Here is a 20324-nt window from a genome sequence, read left to right as displayed (position 1 = left end):
AGAGTGAAATCCAGTATTACGGTAGATAAGTTATCTGCCGGTTATAATGATATTCCGGTGTTCCATGACATTGACTTGGAGATACCCTCCGGAAAGATTACTACCCTGATCGGTTCCAACGGATCAGGTAAATCCACGTTATTAAAAACCATGTCACGATTGATTGCGCCAACCGCAGGTATTGTTTGTCTGGAAGGCCAATCCATCCACAGCATGCCCACCAAATCAGTGGCACAGAAGCTGGCGCTTCTGCCTCAGGGGGCACAGACACCCATCGGCATTACCGTAAGCGAACTTGTGGAATACGGACGCTTTCCTTATCACAGTAAACTGGCGGGACTGACTGCAAAAGACAGGGAAATTATATCTTGGGCATTATCAAGCACAGGTATGACGGAACTTGCCGGGCGGGAAATGGACCAGCTCTCCGGTGGGCAGCGGCAGCGGGCTTGGATAGCTATGGCACTGGCTCAGAAAACAAACACCCTGTTTCTGGACGAACCCACCACTTATCTGGATATATCCCATCAGTTGGAAATCCTGCAGTTGCTTAGAAAATTGAATTCGGAACAAGGTGTAACCATTGTAATGGTTCTTCATGACCTGAATCACGCCATCATGTTTTCTGATTACCTGATTGCAATCAAGGATGGAGAAAAGCATAGCTTTGGTGCACCTGAGGATGTCATCATACCATCTACGCTGCGAGAGGTGTTTAACGTAGAAGCAGAGGTAATCCGTCACCCTATTTTGGGAGTGCCCGTGTGCCTTCCTTATGGCGTGCGGGGTCAATCATTTCAGAGTCGATAAGTTGCTGTGTGCCGTGAGGCCACACACAGGGGATATAAAATAAAACAATACGAAATAATAAAAAGCTGACCTCTTATTAATTAGATCATTTGGGACTAATTTATAGAGGTCAGTTTAACGTGGTACCAGAGTTCTGTGATTATTTGTCTTGCTTTACATAAATTGCTGAGGAAACTGGCGCATAATTCCTGAAGAAAAATAATCAGCCATGGACAAGGCTTCCTGCTCTACGCGGTTGAATGCGGCAATATCGACCTCGAAATCGTTTGCGAGCCGGGCCTCAACTTCTTGTGTAGTCAGGTCCAGATGGTCGTAAAGCATTCTTTGAACTTCATCGATATTGTAAAAAGGATTGATGCTGCTAAGTGCTTCCGCAAGCTGGTCCGCGTTCTGATACCATCTACGGGTAAGTGCCTCTGCCTCCGCAGTCTGATCGTCGCGCAAGGCTGTAATCAAATCGGATCCGATCGTTAGATGTTCGGTCAAAAGCTGTTCGATAGTACCTGCGGTAGCCGGAGAATAGAAGTTTGCGAATATAGCTGCGATATCCGCCGGATTCTCAAGGAGGCGGGCCGTAGTAGCGCCTTGATCCGCCAGCCTGTTCGCAATGCTGATGAGTAGCAGGCGTGTCCAGTATATGTGCTGTATCCACGCTTCACGCATATCGCCAAGGAGGTTGAACTGCATGGAAGTGTTGGGGCAGGCAGGGGGATCTGAAGGGAATGCTTGTGAGACAAACTGTTCGCCGGGGCAAATGATAATGCTTCTTCCTATTTGAAGGTTATACGGGTCGATGCCCGGATTCAGAGCGAGAATCTCTTGTACCGTAGTCTGGAAATAGCGGGAAAGCTGATATAGATTATCACCCCTGCGAATTGTATATTGTACCTTTTGAAGACAATTCATGGAAAAATCTCCTTTTCATTTATTAGTATCATATGCTCTGGTGTCTTCTTTGCCACCTGTGACTTTTGGTATATAGCAGTAGTAAAAGTATTAAGACAAGATACCATCGTTTGACAAGGTCACACACGGTCGTATAAGATCTTGTCAAACGATGGTAAAATTGTTTAAATGAAATAAGGGGTATGCTATACTGGATATGACAGCGACGGCTTTAAAAAAAGGAGGCGGCAGCTTGCGGGTAATTGAGAACATTCAGTTTATAAAAGGCAGTAAAGAAGAAGCGTTGCCGGAGATGCCATTCGGTTTTCCGCATCTTGCTTCATATGTTGAATTCAATAAAGATATACGTAGTCAGGTACCCTGGCATTGGCATAAAGAAGTGGAGTTATTTTACATTGAGAGGGGGAGCCTTGAATATCATACGCCGGACGGGAGGACCATCTTTCCAGCCGGAAGCGGAGGGCTTATCAATTCTAATATCCTGCATATGACAAAGCAGCCCGAGGGAGAGGAGAAAACGATTCAAAAAGTGCATATTTTTGACGTTTCTCTTATTGGAGGAAGACCGGGGAGTTTGATGGAGCAAAAGTATATCAGGCCGCTTACAGCCTCTCCGTCAATTGAAGTCCTGAAATTCTGTCCGCAGCAGGAGGAGCATAGAGAGATTCTGGAGAAAATAAGGAAATCCTTTGAAATAGGAGAGGAAGAATTCGCCTATGAAATAAAATTAAATGAGCTGTTATCGGGAATTTGGTATCGCCTCCTGGAAATATTAGAAAAGACACAGCATGAAAAACGAGGTAAATCCCTGCGACATGGAAAAACGGATGAAAAGCTCAAAATGATGCTTATTTTCATTCACGAGCACTATGATGAAAAAATCTCGGTAAAGGAAATTGCGGATGCTGCATTTATCAGTGAACGGGAATGTTTCCGCTCCTTCAAGGAGAATATGAGAATGACCCCGGTAGAATATCTTAATGATTATAGATTGCAAGCAGCATGTAATTTGCTGGCAGGCAGCAAGGAATCTGTTACTTCGATAGGAAATGCCTGCGGCATGGGAAGCAGCAGCTATTTTGGAAGAGTGTTCCGGGAGAAGATGGGATATACTCCTATCGAATATCGGAGAAAACGGCAGGATAGTGATAAAAACTGGCATTAAAGGTATATTTTTTTGAGAGTATCTGCGTTATATTAATATCGTAACGAGCCAACCTTATAGAACCTGAGAAATAGGTTGAAGGAGGATGCAGATGTTCAGATTTAATATTTTAGATATGTCAGCTTTTTTGAAAGCTGTTAATGAATGCAGCGGTACGGTTAATATGATTCAGGAAAATGGATATAAGAGAAATATTAATAAGGAATGGGGCGTACAATCTACGTTAAAGGAAAGCTTCAGAGAGAATCACAACAGCTTGAATCTTACTCTTTCCATACCGGATTCCAAGGACTATTTGAGAATAGTCAATTGTTTAATTAGCTGATGTATATATTTCATCATAAATAAAGGGCTTGTTTACCAAATATGAGTAAACAAGCCCGACCCTTTTATGAAGGAAATCTCGATAAATATAAGGTTACCGGCGCAGTCGAGAAAGGCTCATAGTCCGGAATTTGTAATTCCATTTGACATACAGCAGACTAGTGCAAGGTTAAAGTATTGTGAAGATATAAATGCCATTGTAAACCTATATTTTAAAAAGGTTGACAATGGCGTTTTTAAATGATATACTTTCTCCGAGCTCAAGAAAAATAATAATAATTACAACGTAAAAATCTTTAAATTGAGACGGAGGATAGTGTGGAAAACAAATTTTTCAGGCTATGAGAAAGGTATGGTTATTAATATGGACACAGTGAAGATGAGAAAAAGTAAGACGTATGATATGGTATACATAGCAATTTTTGCAGTTTTAATAGCAATTTGTTCCTGGATAGCGATTCCGACGATGGTGCCGTTTACCTTGCAGACCTTTGGAGTCTTCTTGGCGGTAGGTGTGTTAGGAGGTAAGAGAGGAACGGTTGCGGTTTTAATTTATATTCTGCTGGGAGCGATCGGAGTGCCGGTATGGTCAGGATTTACGGGAGGTATAGGGGTTCTGCTGAACAATACGGGAGGATATATTATTGGTTTCTTGTTTATTGCGCTCATTATGTGGGGTGCAGAGAAGCTGTTTGGCAGAAAGAATTGGGTAATGATAGTTTCTATGGCGTTGGGGCTGGTGGTCTGCTATGCTTTTGGAACATTGTGGTTCATGATGCTGTATCTTAAGAATACGGGAGCGATCGGACTCGGAACAGTTCTTGGCTGGTGCGTAATTCCATTTATTATTCCTGATATTTTGAAGATGGCACTGGCGTTTATCCTTAGCAGGCGTTTAAATAAAGTAATTGGAACTTTATAAGATTAGATAAGTGAAGCATCTCGCTCGGTACAAGCAGTTTTCAGACACATCCTAGGACAAGGGAATAAATACATTATGAAATTATATGAAATAAGGCCGCATCATGGGCTGTGCCTCTCTTTTTTTCGAGGAAAGGGTTACAGCAGTGAATTCGTAAAGCATATGACGCAGATAAAAGCGGAGGTCGGTAAGAATCCCATAGTCCTTCTCCATAGCCGGACGGATGAAATATGCAGTGTTTGCCCGCATAATAAAAACGGGCTGTGTGAAAGTGAGGAAAAGGTACAGCGGTATGATAAAGAAGTGCTTCGTTTATGCGGCTTGGACCAGAGAACGGAAATAGAATGGAGACTGTTCGAGAAGCTTTTGAATGGCAATATCCTGGACGCCGGTAAACGTGAAGAGGTCTGCGGTGATTGCGAGTGGAATGCCATTTGCAAGTAGGTTTTATATAGAGGAATGGCCACAGGCCGGTAGCTTTTGCTTACCGGCTTGCGCAGTAGATTTCAATTGATTCCGACATGAACCGGGCGGTACCATCGCCGAATTCGTCCAGATTTTTACGGAATCGTTCATCCCCGGTATACATCATGCCGAGGGAGGCGAGCATTTCATCGCTGCACGTGTAAAAGTGGTTGGAAATACAATCCTGCCAGCGTTTTACCGCAGCCTGTGCCTGTGAGCTGTCGGGGGAAAGCCCCTGGCTGCTAAGGCCCGCGAAGGTACGGAAGATTTCCTTTACCTCCGCGTCGATCTGTGCCCATTGATCTTTAGTGTAAGAGGCTGTGCGTTTTTGGCTCTGCGCATAGGCCTGCGTGCTGCCCCAGCGCTCCTTGACTTCCTCTGCGTATTCTTTCATCGATTCTTCGATTTCTGTCATATCAAATTCTTTAAAACTCATTTTAGACTCTCCTTTTAACGTTTTTTCTGTCAAATTAATTAAATTGTTCAGACGTTCCCGTTTTTTAAGAAGCAGCTCCCGATGCTTTTGCAAAGCTTTTGTTTTATCGAAGAAGGGACTGGTCACGATTTCCTTTATTTCATTTAAGGGAAAATCGAGCTCCCTGAAAAACAATATTTGCTGCAGCAGTTCGAGGTTTTCTTCATTATAAAGGCGATAACCTGCTTGGGTCACAACGCCCGGCTTTAATAATCCTATTTCATCATAATAGTGAAGAGTGCGCACAGTAACCCCGGTTAGGTCTGCTATTTCTTTTATTTTTAATTTCAATGCGGGAACACCTCCATTTCTCGGCCGTAACTACAATCTACACTATGACGTAACGTGAGAGTCAATATATTTTTGCAAAATATTTTTAGATATTTTAAGTTCTTCCAGCCTATGCCGAAGTCTCGGCATATTCGTCTGCGGATTCAAAGGCTCCGGTATAAAGCTGATAATACCGGCCCTTTTGCTCAATTAGATCATCATGACTGCCGCGTTCAATAATGCGGCCGTTATCGAGCACCATAATCGCCTCAGAATTTTGTATGGTAGACAGGCGATGGGCGATGACCAGCACAGTACGTCCGTCCATAAGGGCATCCATGCCTTTTTGCACCAGTTTCTCGGTTCGCGTATCGATACTGGAGGTAGCTTCGTCCAAAATCATCACCGGAGGATCGGCGACCGCTGCCCGGGCAATAGAAAGAAGCTGCCTCTGACCTTGAGATAAGCCGGAGCCGTCACCGGAAAGTACAGTATCATATCCGTCAGGCAGTCTGGTGATGAATCCGTCCGCACCTGCCAGCTTTGCCGCCGCAACGACCTCTTCGTCGGTTGCATCCAGCTTGCCGTAACGGATGTTGTTCATTACAGTATCGGTGAATAAGTGCGTATCCTGGAGAACGATTCCAAGAGAGCGGCGTAAATCACTCTTTTTGATCTTATTGATATTGATGCCGTCGTACCGGATTTTTCCATCCGCAATGTCATAAAAGCGGTTCAATAGATTGCTGATCGTCGTCTTGCCGGCGCCGGTCGCACCCACGAAGGCGATTTTCTGACCCGGCTTAGCAAAAAGCGAAACGTTATGAAGCACGGTTTTTTCTCCGTCATAGCTGAAATCCACATCGTCAAAAACAATATCTCCCTTTACTTCGGTAAAGGTCAGCTTGCCGTCGCCGTGGGGATGTTTCCACGCCCATATGCCGGTGCGCGCTGTGGTTTCCCTCAGCTCGTCATGTTCATCATAGACAGCGTTAACAAGAGTTACATAGCCTTTATCCTGTTCCGGTTGTTCATCCATCAGGGCAAAGATACGCTCTGCTCCGGCGAGAGCCGCCACCACAGAATTAATCTGCTGGGATATTTGACCGATGGGTTGGCTGAAGGACTTGGTTAGCTGTAAGAAGCTGGCGATAGCACCCAATGTAAGGCCGCCTATGCCGGAAATGGCCAGTGCGCCGCCTGCGATAGCTACGATGACATAGGCGAGATTAGATAGATTACCCATGACCGGCATCATGACGTTGGCATATTTATTTGCATTTTTTCCGCTATCAAAAAGCTGCTCATTTTTCTCATCGAAGCCCCGCTTGCTTTCTTCCTCATAGCAGAACGCCTTGACGATTTTCTGGCCGTTTATCATTTCCTCGATATAACCGTTCACGCTCCCTATATCCTTTTGCTGTTTCACGAAGTATGCGCCGCTTTTTCCCGCTATCATCCCGGTTACTTTAAGCATGAGAAATACCATGAGAAGAACGAGTATTGTAAGAGGAATGCTTGTGTAAACCATGGCGCAGAACACCAGCACTATGGTCAAAAGGGAAGAGAACAATGCGGGAATACTCTGGGAAATCATCTGCCGAAGCGTATCGATATCGTTGGTATAGCGGCTCATGATATCTCCATAGCTGTTCGTGTCGAAATAACGGATGGGAAGCTTCTGCATCCCTGTGAACATCTCATCACGGATGCGCTTCTGAACGCCCTGTCCGATGACTACCATCTGCCTGTTGTATACATAGGTGGAAATAACGCCGGAAAGGTAGATGATACCCATCATTCCTATTGCGTATATCAAGCTCGTAAAGACGGGATTTTCTACGCCCATCAAAGGTGCGATATAATCGTCGATTAAAATCTGAAGAAAAAGGGATCCCGCCACACCTGCTGCCGCACTGATCAGAATAAATAGCAATACGATGGAAAAGCGCAGCTTATAAGTACTTGTGACGTATCGCAAAAGCCGTGATACCGTACCTTTATTAAATTGAGATTTTTCATTAGGCCGCTCCATTGTCTTTTCCTCCTTTCTGCTGTGATTCGTATACTTCTCTGTATATTGTACTGGTTTCCAGAAGTTCCTCGTGAGTGCCTGCTGCGCTGATACGGCCCTCCTCCATGACAATAATCTTATCCGCATCCTGAACAGAAGAGATCCGCTGTGCGACGATAATCTTGGTGGTATCGGGGATTTCCTCCGAAAAGGCCTTGCGGATAAGCGCATCCGTCTTTGTATCTACGGCGCTTGTGGAATCGTCTAAAATAAGAATTTTAGGTTTTTTAAGTAAAGCCCTCGCTATACAAAGGCGCTGCTTCTGCCCTCCGGATACATTACTGCCGCCCTGCTCGATCCAGGTGTTGTAGCCGTCCTGGAAGGTCCGGATGAATTCATCGGCCTGAGCCAATTTACAAACCCGCTCCATCTCATCATCCGTAGCGTCCTTTTTGCCCCATCGCAGATTGTCTTTGATAGTGCCGGAGAACAATACGTTTTTCTGCAATACCATCGCTACCTCTTCCCGAAGAGTGCGGATGTCATATTCACGAACGTCTGTGCCGCCCACTTTCAGACTGCCCTCCGTGACGTCATAGAGCCTCGGTATGAGCTGTGTCAAGGTAGACTTGCCGCTCCCTGTACCGCCGATGATACCAATAGTCTGGCCGCTCTCAATATCGATGCTCACATTGCGAAGGCAAAGTTTTCCTTCACGTCCCCGGTAGCTGAAGCTTACATTGTCGAAAGAAATTGAGCCGTCCGCTATTTCGGTCAAGTCATTTCCCCCGTTTTGCATGTCCGCAGTTTCACTTAGGACCTCCGATATCCTCTTGGCAGAGGCTTTGGACATAGTGACCATCACGAATACCATGGACAGAATCATCAGACTCATGAGAATCTGAACCGCATAGGTCAGGAGGCTCATGAGCTGCCCGGTAGTGAATTCGCCGCTCACTATCATTTGTGCCCCCAGAAAGCAAAGAAGCAGCGTGCAGGCATACATGCAAAATTGCATGAGCGGGCTGTTGAAGGCGAGAATTTTTTCCGCCTTGACAAAGTTTTCATAAATTTCTCCGGAAGTGTGTTCAAATTTTTCTGTTTCCCGCTCCTCCCGCACATAACTTTTTACGACTCGAATACCTCTCAGATTTTCCTGGACTATGCCGTTCAACTTATCATATAATTTGAAGACCCTTGCAAATATAGGCATAGCCTTGAGCATGATAATGGCTAATCCGATAACCAGCAAAGGAATGATGCCGACGAAGATGAGCGCCAGCTTCGTATTGATAGAAAAGACCATGACTACCGAAAAGATGATCATGAGCGGAGCTCTGGCGCAGATGCGGATAATCATCTGAAATGCGTTCTGCACGTTAGTTACATCCGTAGTAAGTCTCGTAACCAGCCCGCTGGTAGAGAACTTATCGATATTGGTGAAGGAAAAATCCTGAATCTTGTGATACATATCCTTCCTCAGGTTCTTTGCAAAGCCCGCCGAAGCATTGGCTGCGAAATGCCCGGATAAGAATCCGCAGCAGAGTGAGACAATGCACATCAGCACGAGTATCAGACCGGTCTTAGCAATCGTATTCATATTGCCTCCGGTAATTCCGTTGTCGATAATATTTGCCATGAGCAGTGGAATGATAATGTCCATTACCACCTCTAATGCCACGAAGAGCGGGGTGAGAATAGTATCCCTTTTATACTGCCCGATACATTTGATCCATTTCTTTATCATAAAATACCTATGCCTTTCTCATATTTACTCATACAATATCAACTGAATATTACATATTACATTGCGTTATCCGATATTTTCTTGAGCGTCGCATAGAACTGCTCCATTTCTTTATCGGAGATACCGCGCGTTAAGAGCACTTGGAGTTTCTCCATATTGGCTTTGGCAACTTTATTCAGCTCCTTCGCCCTGTCTGACATGATAATTTTCTTCAGACGTGTATCCCCGGAGTCATTTTCCCGGATAATAAAGCCTTCTTTTTCCAAAAGCTTCAGCATACCGCTGGCTGTAGACCGGCGGATATTGAATTCCGCTTCGATATCCTTCTGATAAACGTCCGTCTTGCTGCTTTGCTCCGCCAGGAAGCCGAGAATACCATACTGCATTCCTGTCAGATTCGCATCGTTCTCGAGAATGGCCGTCCGCTCAAAATACCTCCTGATTTGGTTGTTTAAGGATTTTATGCGAAAAGCCAGAGGTTGATCGTTCGTCATAATTTGTTAGCCTCCTTACTGTTAGGTTCATTACATATATTACTTCGCATGTAATCTGCTGTCAATGGGGCATATTCTTTGTTTATAATAATTTATAATTTTTTTATATCTTTTGTCTGAATTATTGAAAATTACCGATAAAATAAAAAGTTGTTACCCAATAATTTAACTGCTATAATAATAAATATTTACTGTTAAAGGAGGGTAATTCTAAGATGAAGGTTATTATTGCCGATGACGAGGATAAAATCTGCCAGTTAATTTATAAGCTAGTGGACTGGGATCAATTGGATATGCAGGTACAGGCTATTGTACATAACGGGATAGAGGCCTTGGAAGCAATTCAGAAATACCATCCGGACATAGTGATAACGGACATCCGTATGCCGGGCTACGATGGCCTTGAGATGATCGGAAGGGCCAAAGAAATATGCGGGGATATGGATATTATTATTATCAGCGGATACCGCCACTTCGAATATGCCCAGAATGCCATACGCTACGGTGTGAAGGACTATTTGCTCAAGCCGATTAAGAAGACGGAGCTTACGGATACGCTTACGAGAATAAGGACGGAATATTTGGAGAAGAAGGAGAGGCTTTCCACCGAAGAGCAGAACCGCATAACGGTAAAGAACAGTGTGGACAAGCTCAGGTCCGCTTTTTTTACAGAAGTTTTATTCCGAAAAGAAAAAAGGAAAGAAGAGATAACCATTGAGGTTATTAATGAAGAATATCATTATAAATTTAAACAAGGCTGTTTTCAAGTCATCTTAATAAAAATAGACGGAATTGACAGCTCCTTTCAAAGCAATATCACCTATATTCAGGATAAAGTACTGCAATCGGTAAACAAGCGCCTTGCTGGCGAATGCTATGAAAAGGAATGTGTATTTGACGGGAATATGTGCTATGCGGTCCTCAACTTCAGCAATGAAAGCAAGCGCTCCATCCGTAAAACACTGAAATCGATTTTAGACGAGCTGCTTTTGCAAAAAGATATTTTGGAGAACCTTAGGATTACGCTGGGGGCGGGAATTGTTGAAAAGGATATAGCCGGCTTCATCGTTTCTCTAAAGACGGCGTCATGGGCAATCGAACAGCGGCTTATCCTCGGTATAAATAAAGTGATCGAGGGAGAAAACATATCCTTGAATGAAGTGGCTGACAGCAAGCTCTTTTATGACTTTAATAAACAGATGACGGATTCTCTGGAAAAGCTAAGTGAGGCATCCCTTGTAAATGCACTCCGTTATTTGCAGACTTCCTTAAAAAATAAAGAGAACGTTACGGGACACGAAATCATTCAAATGTCGAAGGAAGCGATGAACCTATATTTGTTTACCATGAGGCAGAACAAGTTCGCAGTAAAGGAAGCAGAAAGTTTCTTTGAAAAATTCGGAACGGATATCGAGAACATAGGAACTGCGGAGGAGGTTTTTTCTTACTTGACCCGGGTTATAGTAATGTCTTTTCGAAAAGCAGTGGCAGAGAAGCAACAGGAAGACAATAAGCCTATCCGGGATGCGAAGCAATATATGAAGGAGCATTTTAAAGAAGCGGTATCTTTGGAAATTGTTAGTGATTTTGTCGGATTTAATGCAACCTATTTCAGCTCACTGTTCAAAAAGGAAACGGGTAAGACCTTCTCTGAATATTTGACGGAGATAAGAATGGAAAAGGCAAAAGAGCTTTTGAAGGACACCAATCTCAGCGTCGCCGTTATATGCACCGAAGTGGGCTACAGCGACAATAAGCATTTTACGAAAGGCTTTGCCAAGTATACGAATCTAAAGCCCAATGAGTATAGAAAAATATATTCGTAAGTATTGGAGGGGCATGGGTGTTATTATGAATAGAGATAAGCGGTATCTTATTGGGAATGTAAAGCTATGGCTTCTGCTGATATTTTTGCTCCAGATATTTTTGCTGGGCACACTGCTGGCAGCTGCGCTCCACGCGGACAGCTTTAAGCTGGTGTTCGTCATCGGGCTAATTGCTGAAGCGCTTATTCTGTATGCAGGTTACATATTGGTGTACCGAAAATATAAGCAAATCGATAGAATAATTAAGCTCTATACGGAAGGCTATCTGGTAGATAATCTGTTGGAGCAGAATATAAATGTCAGTCCAAACGTTAATAAAGCGCTGCATATGCTCGGAGAAGGCTTGAACCGGACGGAGATTTTAAACATCTCCAAGAAACAGGCGCAGTATCTTGCACTTCAGAATCAGATCAACCCGCATTTTTTATATAATACGCTTGAGAGCATACGAAGTGAAGCTCTGTGCAGCGGAATGGATGGAGTCGCATCCATGACGGAAGCCCTGGCTACCTTTTTCCGCTATACCATATCCAATGTGGATAAGCTGGTGACCCTGGAAGATGAATTGTCGAACATAGAGAATTATTACATTATCCAGCAGTACCGATTTGGGGATAAATTAAGCCTCAGCATAGAATACGATGATGACGTGGACGATTTATCCGCCTTGAACCTTTTCCTGCCCAAGCTGGTATTGCAGCCGATTGTTGAGAATTCGATATACCACGGAATAGAGCCCAAAATAGGGAAGGGCAATTTAAAAGTCCGCGTCGACCGCACATATGACCGATTGATTATCCGCATATCGGATGATGGAATGGGGATACCGGAAGAACTTTTAGAGGAGCTGAACAACAAATTGCTTACCAATTCCATGGAAGACGTTATGGAGCCCAAAAGGGAAAAACGGGGCGGAATCGCTATCATCAATGTTAATAACCGAATCAAGCTTCTATTCGGAGAGGAATACGGAGTATATATTTACAGCACGAAGGACGTGGGAACGGATGTGGAAATTACGCTGCCGGTAATTACAGAGCAGGGATAAAGCGTCCGTTTGCATACTGCAGATCGCGGGAAGGGCATGAGTATCGGTGAAAAAAGAAATTTTGCGAATGGAGAATGTCATTACCGAAGGAAATGATATGACCAATCTGGATAACTTCAATTTGCATATTTTTCAAGGAGAAATCTTTGGACTTATAGGAATCAACGAGCACGGAAAGGATAGGCTTGTACAGCTGATATGTAAAAATATCCCGATTAAATTCGGCAGGATTTATTTTTCGGGCCATCAGGTCAACAGCTATCATCATAGGGAAGAAATCCAGAACAAAGTATATTTATTAGGACAAAACAGCAGGCTGGTGGATAACCTTACTGTGACAGATAATATCTTTGTACTCAGGAAGGGATTTAAGAAATATTGCATAAACAAAAGAGTTCTTGCCAACCAACTGGTTTTTCTTCTGCAGGATATGGAGGTAAATATCGATCCAAGAGCGATTTGCATGGAACTTTCGGAGTATGAGAGGTGCGTTGTCGAGGTATTGAAGGCTATTATCCAAGGAACCAGGCTGATCATGGTGGATGATATCAGCAATGTTCTGAGTACGAAGGATCTGGATAATTTCAAAAAACTGCTGATTAAGGCCGCTCATAAGGGGTATACGGTTCTATACTTCGGTAACCATCACGAGGAAGTTTTCCCCTTCTGTAACAGAGCGGCATTTATGAAGGACGGCAAGGTCATAAAGGTATTCGATAAGAAAGATATGAAGGACGAAAATGTGATTCCTTATACTATTTCGTTCGAGGACAAGGATAAGAAGACTTCTGAAGAAAACGGCAGTGCAATTTATTTCCACGATATCACTACGGAAGACTTACATAATCTGACGTTTAGTATGCGACCGGGAGAATGCGTGGTACTGTACGACAAAAGTAAAAGATCCCAGCAGGATCTTATCTCCTGTCTGAGCGGGGAAAAAGAACTGGAAGCCGGTTTCATAGAGATAAGCGGAGAAATGATAGATAAGAGGAACCTCAGAAAGAAGGGGAAGGTCAATTTCGGTATTATTGAAGGCCAGGCTATCGAAACCATGCTGTTTTATGATATGAGCTACATAGATAATCTGAGCTTTCTGCTGGATTTTAAAACTCCCCATGTAAGAATAACAGAGAATGTTAAGAAGAGTATTCAAAGAGAATATTATAAAGAATTGGGAGAAGAAGTATATGTGGCGGATATCAGGACTCTGGATAAGAAATCTCTTTATAATATCGTTTATTACCGGATCCATTTATTGAATCCCAAGGTAGTTTTCATCGTTCAGCCGTTTTCTAACGCGGATATGTACGTTCGAAGACATATTATTCACCTGATAAGAACTCTTAAGAGGAAAGGAATCGCCGTTATCATCTTAGCCGTTACGATTTCGGATTCTTTATTCGTAGCGGACAAGCTGCTGCTGTTAGAGGATGGAACGATAACGCAGGAGTACCTGCCGGACGCCTTCGGCAGTATTGAAATAAGCATATAAAAACCAAAAGGATGCCCCCCTTATTCCAAAGAAACACCCCTACAATCAATCTGTAGCGGGTGTTATACTTTTTTTATGCAATAGGAAAGCGATCCTGTTACATAAAAAGTAGTGAGGCAAATACGATATAGTAAAATGAAAGGTGAATGGAATGGGAGAATATATCGTTGAAGTAAGCGGAGTAAGTAAAGGCTTTCCGGGTGTATTAGCTTTGGATAATGTAAACTTCAACTTGAAGGCCGGCGAAGTTCTTGCACTGCTGGGTGAAAACGGGGCCGGTAAATCTACTCTTATGAAGATCCTGAGCGGCATCTATGAAAAGGATTCGGGAACGATTAAGATTTTTGGAGAAGAAGTGCACGATATGTCTCCTAAAAAGGCACAGGAGCTGGGAGTCGCGATCATACATCAGGAGCTAAATATGTGTTCCCACCTAACGGTAGCGGAAAATATTTTTCTGGGCAGAGAAAAAATAAAATCGGGTATTCTCTCAGACAAGGAGATGGAAAAGCAGGCCAAAAGTATATTGGATAAGCTGAATATGGATATTTCTCCTGATACTATTGTAGGAGACCTTGCAGTATCGAAGCAGCAGATGGTGGAGATAGCAAAGGCGCTTTCCACAAACGCTAAGATACTGATAATGGACGAACCGACCAGCGCCCTTACGTCGAAGGAGATTGACGATTTGTTCCGTATCATAAGGCAATTGAAGGCGGAAGGCTGTGCGATCGTATATATTTCTCACAGACTTGAGGAGCTGCAGCATATCGTGGATAGGGTTACCATTCTCAGGGACGGCCAGTACATAACGAGTATGGACTATGCGGATACGGATCTCGAAGAAATAATATCCAATATGGTAGGCCGTGAAATTAAAGAAAAGTTTCCAAGAGTTTCATGTAAAAAGGGAAAAAAGATATTTGAGGTAAAAAACCTTAATGCGGGCAAAATGGTGCGGGACGTAAGTTTTGAACTGTACGAAGGGGAAATCGTAGGAATTGCAGGTCTGATGGGTGCCGGACGAACGGAGACCACGAGAGCGATTTTCGGGGTGGATGCAAAAGAATCGGGAGAGATTATATTAGATGGCAAGTCTATCACGATAAATAGGCCCATGGATGCGATTAAAGCGGGTATCGTTCTTGCACCGGAAGACAGAAAAAAGGATGGATTATGCACTAAGCTGAGCATAAAGGAGAACATTGCCCTTCCGAATCTTGATATTATATGCGATAAATTGGGGATAGTGAACCGGAAGAAAGAAAAAGCCATGACACAAAAGGCGGTAAGCGACCTGAGAATAAAGACTCCCAATATGGAAGTAAATGCGGGAAGCCTTTCGGGAGGTAATCAGCAGAAGGTAGTGGTAGGCAAATGGCTTGCAAGAAATTCCCGGGTAGTTATTTTCGATGAACCCACAAGAGGAATCGATGTTGCCGCAAAGGTCGAAATTTACAATCTAATGAATGAATTGAAAAAGCAAGGGATCGGAGTGTTGTTCGTATCCTCAGAAATGCCTGAAGTTATGGGGATTTCAGATAAAATTATCGTAATGTGCGACGGTAAGATAACTGGAGAAATGATTACGGAAGAAGCAACCCAAGACGCTATCCTGAAATATGCAACCAGCTTTGAAAAAAAGGTTGCGGCAGAAGCATAATTTGAAAGGAGCATAACTGTTAAAATGGAAAACAGACAGAATTTTTTAAGAAGAATGATGGCGGTAAGGGGAATGGGGCAGGTATTGACCGTAACGGTAGGTTTGATCGTATTATGCATTGTATTCGGTATCTTAAATCCAACCTTTGCTTCCTCTAAAAATATAGGGAATCTGCTGAGGCAGATCGCCCCGATCATACTGATCGGTATCGGTCAATCCTATGTGCTGATAACGGGAAACATAGACCTTTCTATCGGTTCGGTGGTGGGCATGAGCTGTATGATTTCGGCAACTCTTATGACCAAAGGCATGAATCCATGGGCCGCGGTCTTAGTAACTATTTTCTGCTGTCTGCTGGTGGGAGTTGTGAACGGCCAGCTGGTTGCAAAATGCAAACTGCCGCCTTTTATCGCTACGCTGGGTACCATGACAATAGCCAGAGGTATTGCCCAGATCGTAAATAATAACTATAATACGGATTCCATCGGAGATGCGGCAAAAGGCTTCAGAGACTTCTTCTATTACGGAAAAACGTTAGGTCTGTACAATACCATTTGGATATCTATTATTCTGTGGCTCATCTTCAACTTTCTGCTCAGCAAGACCCGCACGGGAAGGCATATTTACGCAATCGGCAGTAATGTAGAGGCCGCCAAGCTATCCGGGGTAGGTATTGTAGGAACTACGACCAAAGCATATATTGTCAGCGCATTTTGTGCCAGCGTAGTAGGGCTCATTATTTGTGCAACTTCAGGAATGGGCACTATGGATGCGGGAAATATGTACGAAATGTATGCGGTAGCAGCTTCTGTTATCGGCGGTGTAAGTACTTTAGGCGGACAGGGAATATTGTTAGGCACCGTTATCGGAGCGGCAATATGGGGAGTTCTGCAAAACGGTCTGCAGTTTGCAGGAGCACCTGTAGCCATCCGGAATATAGTCATCGGTATTATTGTTGTAGTTTCTGTTTTACTCGATGTAGTTGTCAGAACGGGTAAGCCGAGAAAAAATAAAAAAGGATAAAAGCATTTGCTTTATCATACAAACCAAATATTTCATAAGGGAGGATATTAAATGAAGAGAAGATTATGCAGTGTATTATTGAGCGTTGTTGTTGCGGCATCCATGCTGGCTGGCTGCGGAAGCACGGAAACTGCCCCTGCGGCAGAAACGAGTACGGCACCGGCAGCCGAGGAAGTTACGGAGGCACCGGCTGAGGAGGCTGCGCCCGAGGAAACTGCGGCAGCAGAGAGCTACAAAGTTTACTTGATTACAATGGATCAGATGGACCAGCATTGGGTGAATGTGGATGCCGGATGCAAAAAAGCGGCAGATGAGCTTGGAAACGTTGAATACAAGTGGCTCGCTCCGGATGTTAAGGACGATGCAAAACAAATCGAGTGTATCAATAATGCGGTAGCGGACAATGCGGATGCAATTCTCTTGGCAGCAAACGGACCGGATGCGGTTACGGCAGCTTTGGAAGAGGCGGTTGCAGCCGGAGTAAAAATTATCTATGTGGATTCGGCGGCTGATTTTGAAGGTGAAGTTACCTTTGCAACAGATAATCAGGCTGCAGGAAAAACAGCAGGCGATGAAATGTTAAAGGCGCTTACGGATAAAGGTATAACCTCCGGTAAAATTGGTGTTGTCAATGTAAATGCGGCTACGGCATCCTGCGTGGCTCGTGAAACCGGCTTCCGTTCCGCATTCGAAGGCTCTGATTTCGAGATTCTCGAAACCCAGTATAGCGAAGGTGATGCAGCGAAATCCAAGGATATTGCGGCAAATTACATCACAAGCGGATGTGTTGGTATTTTCGGAGCTAATGAAGGTTCCACTACCGGAGTCGGCAATGCCATTCAGGAAGCAGGCGATGATGTAGTCGGCGTAGGCTTTGACAAATCCGATACTATTTTATCTTTGATCAAAGACGGATACTTATTGGCTACTATGGCACAGAATCCTGATGTAATGGGTTATGAAGGCCTGAAGGCAGCAGTAGCAGTACTTGGCGGAGAAAGCTTCGGCGGAGCTGTTACGGATACGGGAGTTTCCGTTATTACCAAAGAGGGACTGTAATTACTTCAAAAAGTGCAAAGAAATGGATACGGGTTATCTCATATAGGGATAGCCCGTATTTTCAATCAGAGAAACAAAAGGTGATGTTTCATGAAAATGAGAGGGAAAATTCTAATATTATCCATAGTGCCGATCGTAGTGACGAGCATATTTTCGCTGCTCATCAGCCAGGTACAATTTTCTAAAGGCTTGTATCAGGAAATCGAGGAAGGACTTAGAACGGTTGCAATTTCCGCATCTAATCTCTACAGCACGCAGGGGTATGGAGACTATGCTCTGAAAGAGGACGGAAATGTCTGGAGGGGAATGAACTTTAACGTCTCGGCTTCCGCATCTTTGCTCGACAGTTTAAAAGAGAGTACAGGTATTGATATTATATTTTATTTTGAGGAGGATCCTATTGTTACTTCCATGAAGGATGGAGGAGAGAATAGGCTGGATGATTTCGAGAATGTAAAGCAGATGATTGACCGGGTATATCAGGAGGAGAAGGAAATCTTTGTGAAGAAAATCGAAATAGGGGGAAAGCAATACCATGCCTGCGCGATACCGATCAAACAGCCGGAATCGGGTGCAGTGGCAGGAGCATTGGTTGCTGTGCGTGGTGTGGAACGCATGCAAACTCTTGTCCGGACGGCTATCTACGCCAATGTGGGAATGATAGCTGCTATACTCGCCTTTTTTTGTCTTCTTTCCATTGTGTTTGTAAAATCTACGCTGAAGGATTTAACAAAAGCCGGAGATTGTCTGAACAGCTTGTCAAATGGAGATCTGGAGTTGAAAACGGCGCTTATCAGAAACAGAAAGGATGAAATCGGTGATCTATCCAAGGACACTCAAAAATTGCAGGAAAAAATGAAGGAGGTAATCTCCTCCATCAAGGAAAAGGCGAATATTCTGCATAAAGTTTCTGACGAGATGCAGGAAGCTTCTGATGCTACAAAAGGTACGGCAAACAAGATGCTCTCATCCAGCCGGGACATACAGGAGTCGGCTAATGCCCAGGTGAATACGATACGGAATGCGGATGAAAGCATGCGGGAAATGAACCGACATATCGATAGCTCACTGCAGAGCATAGAGAGTATAGGAGCATTATCTGAGAAAAATTTCGAATTGGGAAAAGAGACGAGGGCAATCTTAAATGAACTGGAAGCTATAACAAAGGATTCGCTGCTCTCCATAAACACTATTTCCAGCCAAACGAATATTACCAATCAATCTGCGCATGAAATTAAAGAAGCGACAACATTGATTGCAAATATTTCGGAGGAAACCAACCTGCTATCGTTAAATGCCAGTATAGAAGCGGCAAGAGCGGGAGAACTGGGTAAGGGATTTGCTGTTGTTGCAGCGCAAATTAAATCTTTAGCCGATCAGTCCACGGTTTCAGCAAAAAAGATAGAACAAATTGTCATGAATCTGATTCACGAGACCCAGACCTCGGTTCATGTTATGGAGGACGTGAATAGTGCCATGGAGAATCAAGTAAGAGGTGTAAACAGTACCAAGGCTATTTTTGACGAACTGGAAAAGAATATCATGGTATTGGCGAAAAACGTAAAAGCTCTGGTAAGCGATATAGGTGAGATAAGCGGTACAAAAGAATGTCTTGGTGCTGATATGGCCCTTCTGCTTCAGGAATCAGGCAGAAATGCCGGATATTCGGAAAATACGCTGAAGGTGTCTATCGATATGGAGAATTCCATAAATCAAATGGTCGAGCTGACAAAAGAAATATTCGGGCTCTCCCGGAAGCTTTCTGATAATATATCATATTTTCATTCAATGGAGGAAAAGGAAGATGAAACGGTCGGAAATTAATAACAGTATTAAATATATGGAAAAGCTAATTAAAAAACATGGTTTTGAGTTGCCCCCTTTTTGCGGCTGGACACCGGAGGAGTGGGCGGATAAGAGTGCACAGTACGATGAAATCAGAGATAATATGCTGGGATGGGATATTACAGATTATGGATTGGGTAATTGGGAAAAGGTAGGGTTCGCGCTGATCACTTTAAGAAACGGGAATCAAAAAAATAAGAAATATAAGAAGGTCTATGCCGAAAAGTTATTGATGCTCAAGGAGGGACAGCATTCTCCCATGCACTTTCACTGGACCAAAAGTGAAGACATCATTAACCGGGGCGGCGGAATATTGATTATACATGTATATAATGATAAAGGAGACGGAACGTTTGACGACAGTGATGTATTGGTTAACTCAGACGGGAGGTCCTACTATGTTAAGGCAGGAACAGGAGTGGAGCTGCTGCCGGGAGAAAGCATTACCTTATGGCCTCATCAATATCATGATTTCGATGTGAAAAAAGGAACGGGTGATGTGTTGATCGGAGAAGTCTCCATGTGCAATGATGATACTTCGGATAACCGCTTTTATGAAGAAATGGGGCGCTTCCCTGCGATTGAAGAAGATGAGCCTCCTTATAGGCTTCTTTGCACCGAATATCCTAAAGCGAAATAAGAAAAAACAACAAACTTCAATAATCCACTCTCCAATACAAAAGAAAATACGTACAGAGACTGAAGGCGACGTATTGACAAAAGATTGACAAATCCGATGAATATTTATATGCTATATATTGTTATTTAAATTA

The 20324-nt window shown here is 43.6% G+C and carries 18 protein-coding genes; 13 read left to right on the top strand and 5 right to left on the bottom strand.

Annotation, left to right across the window (positions count from 1 at the left end):
• The first annotated feature begins 3 nt into the window (after positions 1–3).
• Positions 4–810 (top strand): ABC transporter ATP-binding protein, encoded by an 807-nt coding sequence (locus V6984_RS20795; RefSeq protein WP_342757511.1) that lies wholly within the window; start codon positions 4–6, stop codon positions 808–810.
• A gap of 153 nt (positions 811–963) precedes the next feature.
• Here V6984_RS20795 and V6984_RS20790 read toward each other — a convergent pair whose 3' ends face one another.
• On the bottom strand, positions 964–1716 hold the full coding sequence (locus tag V6984_RS20790; RefSeq protein WP_342757510.1) for a LysM domain-containing protein: 753 nt from the start codon (positions 1714–1716) through the stop codon (positions 964–966).
• A 196-nt stretch (positions 1717–1912) separates the two neighbouring features.
• Here V6984_RS20790 and V6984_RS20785 point away from each other — a divergent pair, with 196 nt between their 5' ends.
• The 4 genes from V6984_RS20785 (at position 1913) to V6984_RS20770 (ending at position 4571) form a co-directional block, all read left to right on the top strand.
• Entirely contained in the window at positions 1913–2881 is a 969-nt protein-coding gene (locus tag V6984_RS20785) for an AraC family transcriptional regulator (protein ID WP_342757509.1), read from the top strand.
• A gap of 91 nt (positions 2882–2972) precedes the next feature.
• Positions 2973–3206, top strand: a complete 234-nt coding sequence (locus V6984_RS20780; protein WP_342757508.1) for a ribonuclease HII — start codon at positions 2973–2975, stop codon at positions 3204–3206.
• Between the two features lie 363 nt (positions 3207–3569).
• On the top strand, positions 3570–4127 hold the full coding sequence (locus tag V6984_RS20775) for a biotin transporter BioY (protein WP_342757507.1): 558 nt from the start codon (positions 3570–3572) through the stop codon (positions 4125–4127).
• A gap of 75 nt (positions 4128–4202) precedes the next feature.
• Positions 4203–4571: a DUF1284 domain-containing protein gene (locus tag V6984_RS20770; RefSeq protein ID WP_342757506.1), complete on the top strand. Its 369-nt coding sequence runs from the start codon at positions 4203–4205 to the stop codon at positions 4569–4571.
• A 40-nt stretch (positions 4572–4611) separates the two neighbouring features.
• Here V6984_RS20770 and V6984_RS20765 read toward each other — a convergent pair whose 3' ends face one another.
• The 4 genes from V6984_RS20765 to V6984_RS20750 form a co-directional block, all read right to left on the bottom strand.
• Entirely contained in the window at positions 4612–5358 is a 747-nt protein-coding gene (locus V6984_RS20765) for a MerR family transcriptional regulator (protein WP_342757505.1), read from the bottom strand.
• 109 nt (positions 5359–5467) lie between these two features.
• Positions 5468–7372: an ABC transporter ATP-binding protein gene (locus V6984_RS20760; RefSeq protein WP_342757504.1), complete on the bottom strand. Its 1905-nt coding sequence runs from the start codon at positions 7370–7372 to the stop codon at positions 5468–5470.
• Positions 7359–9098 carry an ABC transporter ATP-binding protein gene (locus V6984_RS20755; RefSeq protein ID WP_342757503.1) on the bottom strand — a complete coding sequence of 580 codons (1740 nt, stop codon included), beginning with the start codon at positions 9096–9098 and terminating at the stop codon, positions 7359–7361. The genes V6984_RS20760 and V6984_RS20755 overlap by 14 nt, the downstream gene beginning before the upstream one ends.
• A gap of 56 nt (positions 9099–9154) precedes the next feature.
• The gene (locus tag V6984_RS20750; protein ID WP_342757502.1) at positions 9155–9592 is read right to left on the bottom strand and encodes a MarR family winged helix-turn-helix transcriptional regulator; all 438 of its coding nucleotides are present in this window, start codon (positions 9590–9592) and stop codon (positions 9155–9157) included.
• Positions 9593–9807: 215 nt separating this feature from the next.
• Here V6984_RS20750 and V6984_RS20745 point away from each other — a divergent pair, with 215 nt between their 5' ends.
• The 8 genes from V6984_RS20745 to V6984_RS20710 all read left to right on the top strand — a co-directional run bounded on the left by V6984_RS20745 (position 9808) and on the right by V6984_RS20710 (position 20191).
• A complete protein-coding gene (locus V6984_RS20745) occupies positions 9808–11418 on the top strand; it encodes a response regulator transcription factor (protein ID WP_342757501.1) in 1611 nt (536 codons plus the stop codon).
• Positions 11393–12466 (top strand): sensor histidine kinase, encoded by a 1074-nt coding sequence (locus V6984_RS20740; RefSeq protein ID WP_342757500.1) that lies wholly within the window; start codon positions 11393–11395, stop codon positions 12464–12466. Before V6984_RS20745 ends, V6984_RS20740 begins: the two co-directional genes overlap by 26 nt.
• Before the next feature lie 46 nt (positions 12467–12512).
• Positions 12513–13961 (top strand): ATP-binding cassette domain-containing protein, encoded by a 1449-nt coding sequence (locus tag V6984_RS20735; protein ID WP_342757499.1) that lies wholly within the window; start codon positions 12513–12515, stop codon positions 13959–13961.
• Positions 13962–14112: 151 nt separating this feature from the next.
• Positions 14113–15624 carry a sugar ABC transporter ATP-binding protein gene (locus V6984_RS20730; protein WP_342757498.1) on the top strand — a complete coding sequence of 504 codons (1512 nt, stop codon included), beginning with the start codon at positions 14113–14115 and terminating at the stop codon, positions 15622–15624.
• Positions 15625–15648: 24 nt separating this feature from the next.
• Positions 15649–16647, top strand: a complete 999-nt coding sequence (locus tag V6984_RS20725; RefSeq protein WP_342757497.1) for an ABC transporter permease — start codon at positions 15649–15651, stop codon at positions 16645–16647.
• A 51-nt stretch (positions 16648–16698) separates the two neighbouring features.
• A complete protein-coding gene (locus V6984_RS20720; protein ID WP_342757496.1) occupies positions 16699–17706 on the top strand; it encodes an ABC transporter substrate-binding protein in 1008 nt (335 codons plus the stop codon).
• A 90-nt stretch (positions 17707–17796) separates the two neighbouring features.
• Complete coding sequence (locus V6984_RS20715) at positions 17797–19530, top strand: methyl-accepting chemotaxis protein (RefSeq protein ID WP_342757495.1); 1734 nt, start codon at positions 17797–17799, stop codon at positions 19528–19530.
• Positions 19511–20191: a D-lyxose/D-mannose family sugar isomerase gene (locus V6984_RS20710; RefSeq protein WP_342757494.1), complete on the top strand. Its 681-nt coding sequence runs from the start codon at positions 19511–19513 to the stop codon at positions 20189–20191. Before V6984_RS20715 ends, V6984_RS20710 begins: the two co-directional genes overlap by 20 nt.
• Positions 20192–20324 lie beyond the last annotated feature (133 nt).

Origin of the sequence: Kineothrix sp. IPX-CK, from assembly GCF_039134705.1 — a bacterium.
In the GTDB taxonomy this organism is placed as follows: Bacteria; Bacillota; Clostridia; order Lachnospirales; family Lachnospiraceae; genus Kineothrix; species Kineothrix sedimenti.
Note: the sequence above shows the minus strand (reverse complement) of the source record. Positions and strands in the feature narration are given on the sequence as shown.

Bases quoted from the DNA above. Each gene is read 5' to 3' on its own strand.
- V6984_RS20790 (WP_342757510.1), bottom strand. From the start codon at position 1,716: ATGAATTGTCTTCAAAAGGTACAATATACAATTCGCAGGGGTGATAAT.
- V6984_RS20785 (WP_342757509.1), top strand. From the start codon at position 1,913: ATGACAGCGACGGCTTTAAAAAAAGGAGGCGGCAGCTTGCGGGTAATT.
- V6984_RS20780 (WP_342757508.1), top strand. From the start codon at position 2,973: ATGTTCAGATTTAATATTTTAGATATGTCAGCTTTTTTGAAAGCTGTT.
- V6984_RS20775 (WP_342757507.1), top strand. From the start codon at position 3,570: ATGGACACAGTGAAGATGAGAAAAAGTAAGACGTATGATATGGTATAC.
- V6984_RS20770 (WP_342757506.1), top strand. From the start codon at position 4,203: ATGAAATTATATGAAATAAGGCCGCATCATGGGCTGTGCCTCTCTTTT.
- V6984_RS20760 (WP_342757504.1), bottom strand. From the start codon at position 7,372: ATGGAGCGGCCTAATGAAAAATCTCAATTTAATAAAGGTACGGTATCA.
- V6984_RS20755 (WP_342757503.1), bottom strand. From the start codon at position 9,098: ATGATAAAGAAATGGATCAAATGTATCGGGCAGTATAAAAGGGATACT.
- V6984_RS20750 (WP_342757502.1), bottom strand. From the start codon at position 9,592: ATGACGAACGATCAACCTCTGGCTTTTCGCATAAAATCCTTAAACAAC.
- V6984_RS20745 (WP_342757501.1), top strand. From the start codon at position 9,808: ATGAAGGTTATTATTGCCGATGACGAGGATAAAATCTGCCAGTTAATT.
- V6984_RS20740 (WP_342757500.1), top strand. From the start codon at position 11,393: ATGAGTATAGAAAAATATATTCGTAAGTATTGGAGGGGCATGGGTGTT.
- V6984_RS20730 (WP_342757498.1), top strand. From the start codon at position 14,113: ATGGGAGAATATATCGTTGAAGTAAGCGGAGTAAGTAAAGGCTTTCCG.
- V6984_RS20725 (WP_342757497.1), top strand. From the start codon at position 15,649: ATGGAAAACAGACAGAATTTTTTAAGAAGAATGATGGCGGTAAGGGGA.
- V6984_RS20720 (WP_342757496.1), top strand. From the start codon at position 16,699: ATGAAGAGAAGATTATGCAGTGTATTATTGAGCGTTGTTGTTGCGGCA.
- V6984_RS20715 (WP_342757495.1), top strand. From the start codon at position 17,797: ATGAAAATGAGAGGGAAAATTCTAATATTATCCATAGTGCCGATCGTA.
- V6984_RS20710 (WP_342757494.1), top strand. From the start codon at position 19,511: ATGAAACGGTCGGAAATTAATAACAGTATTAAATATATGGAAAAGCTA.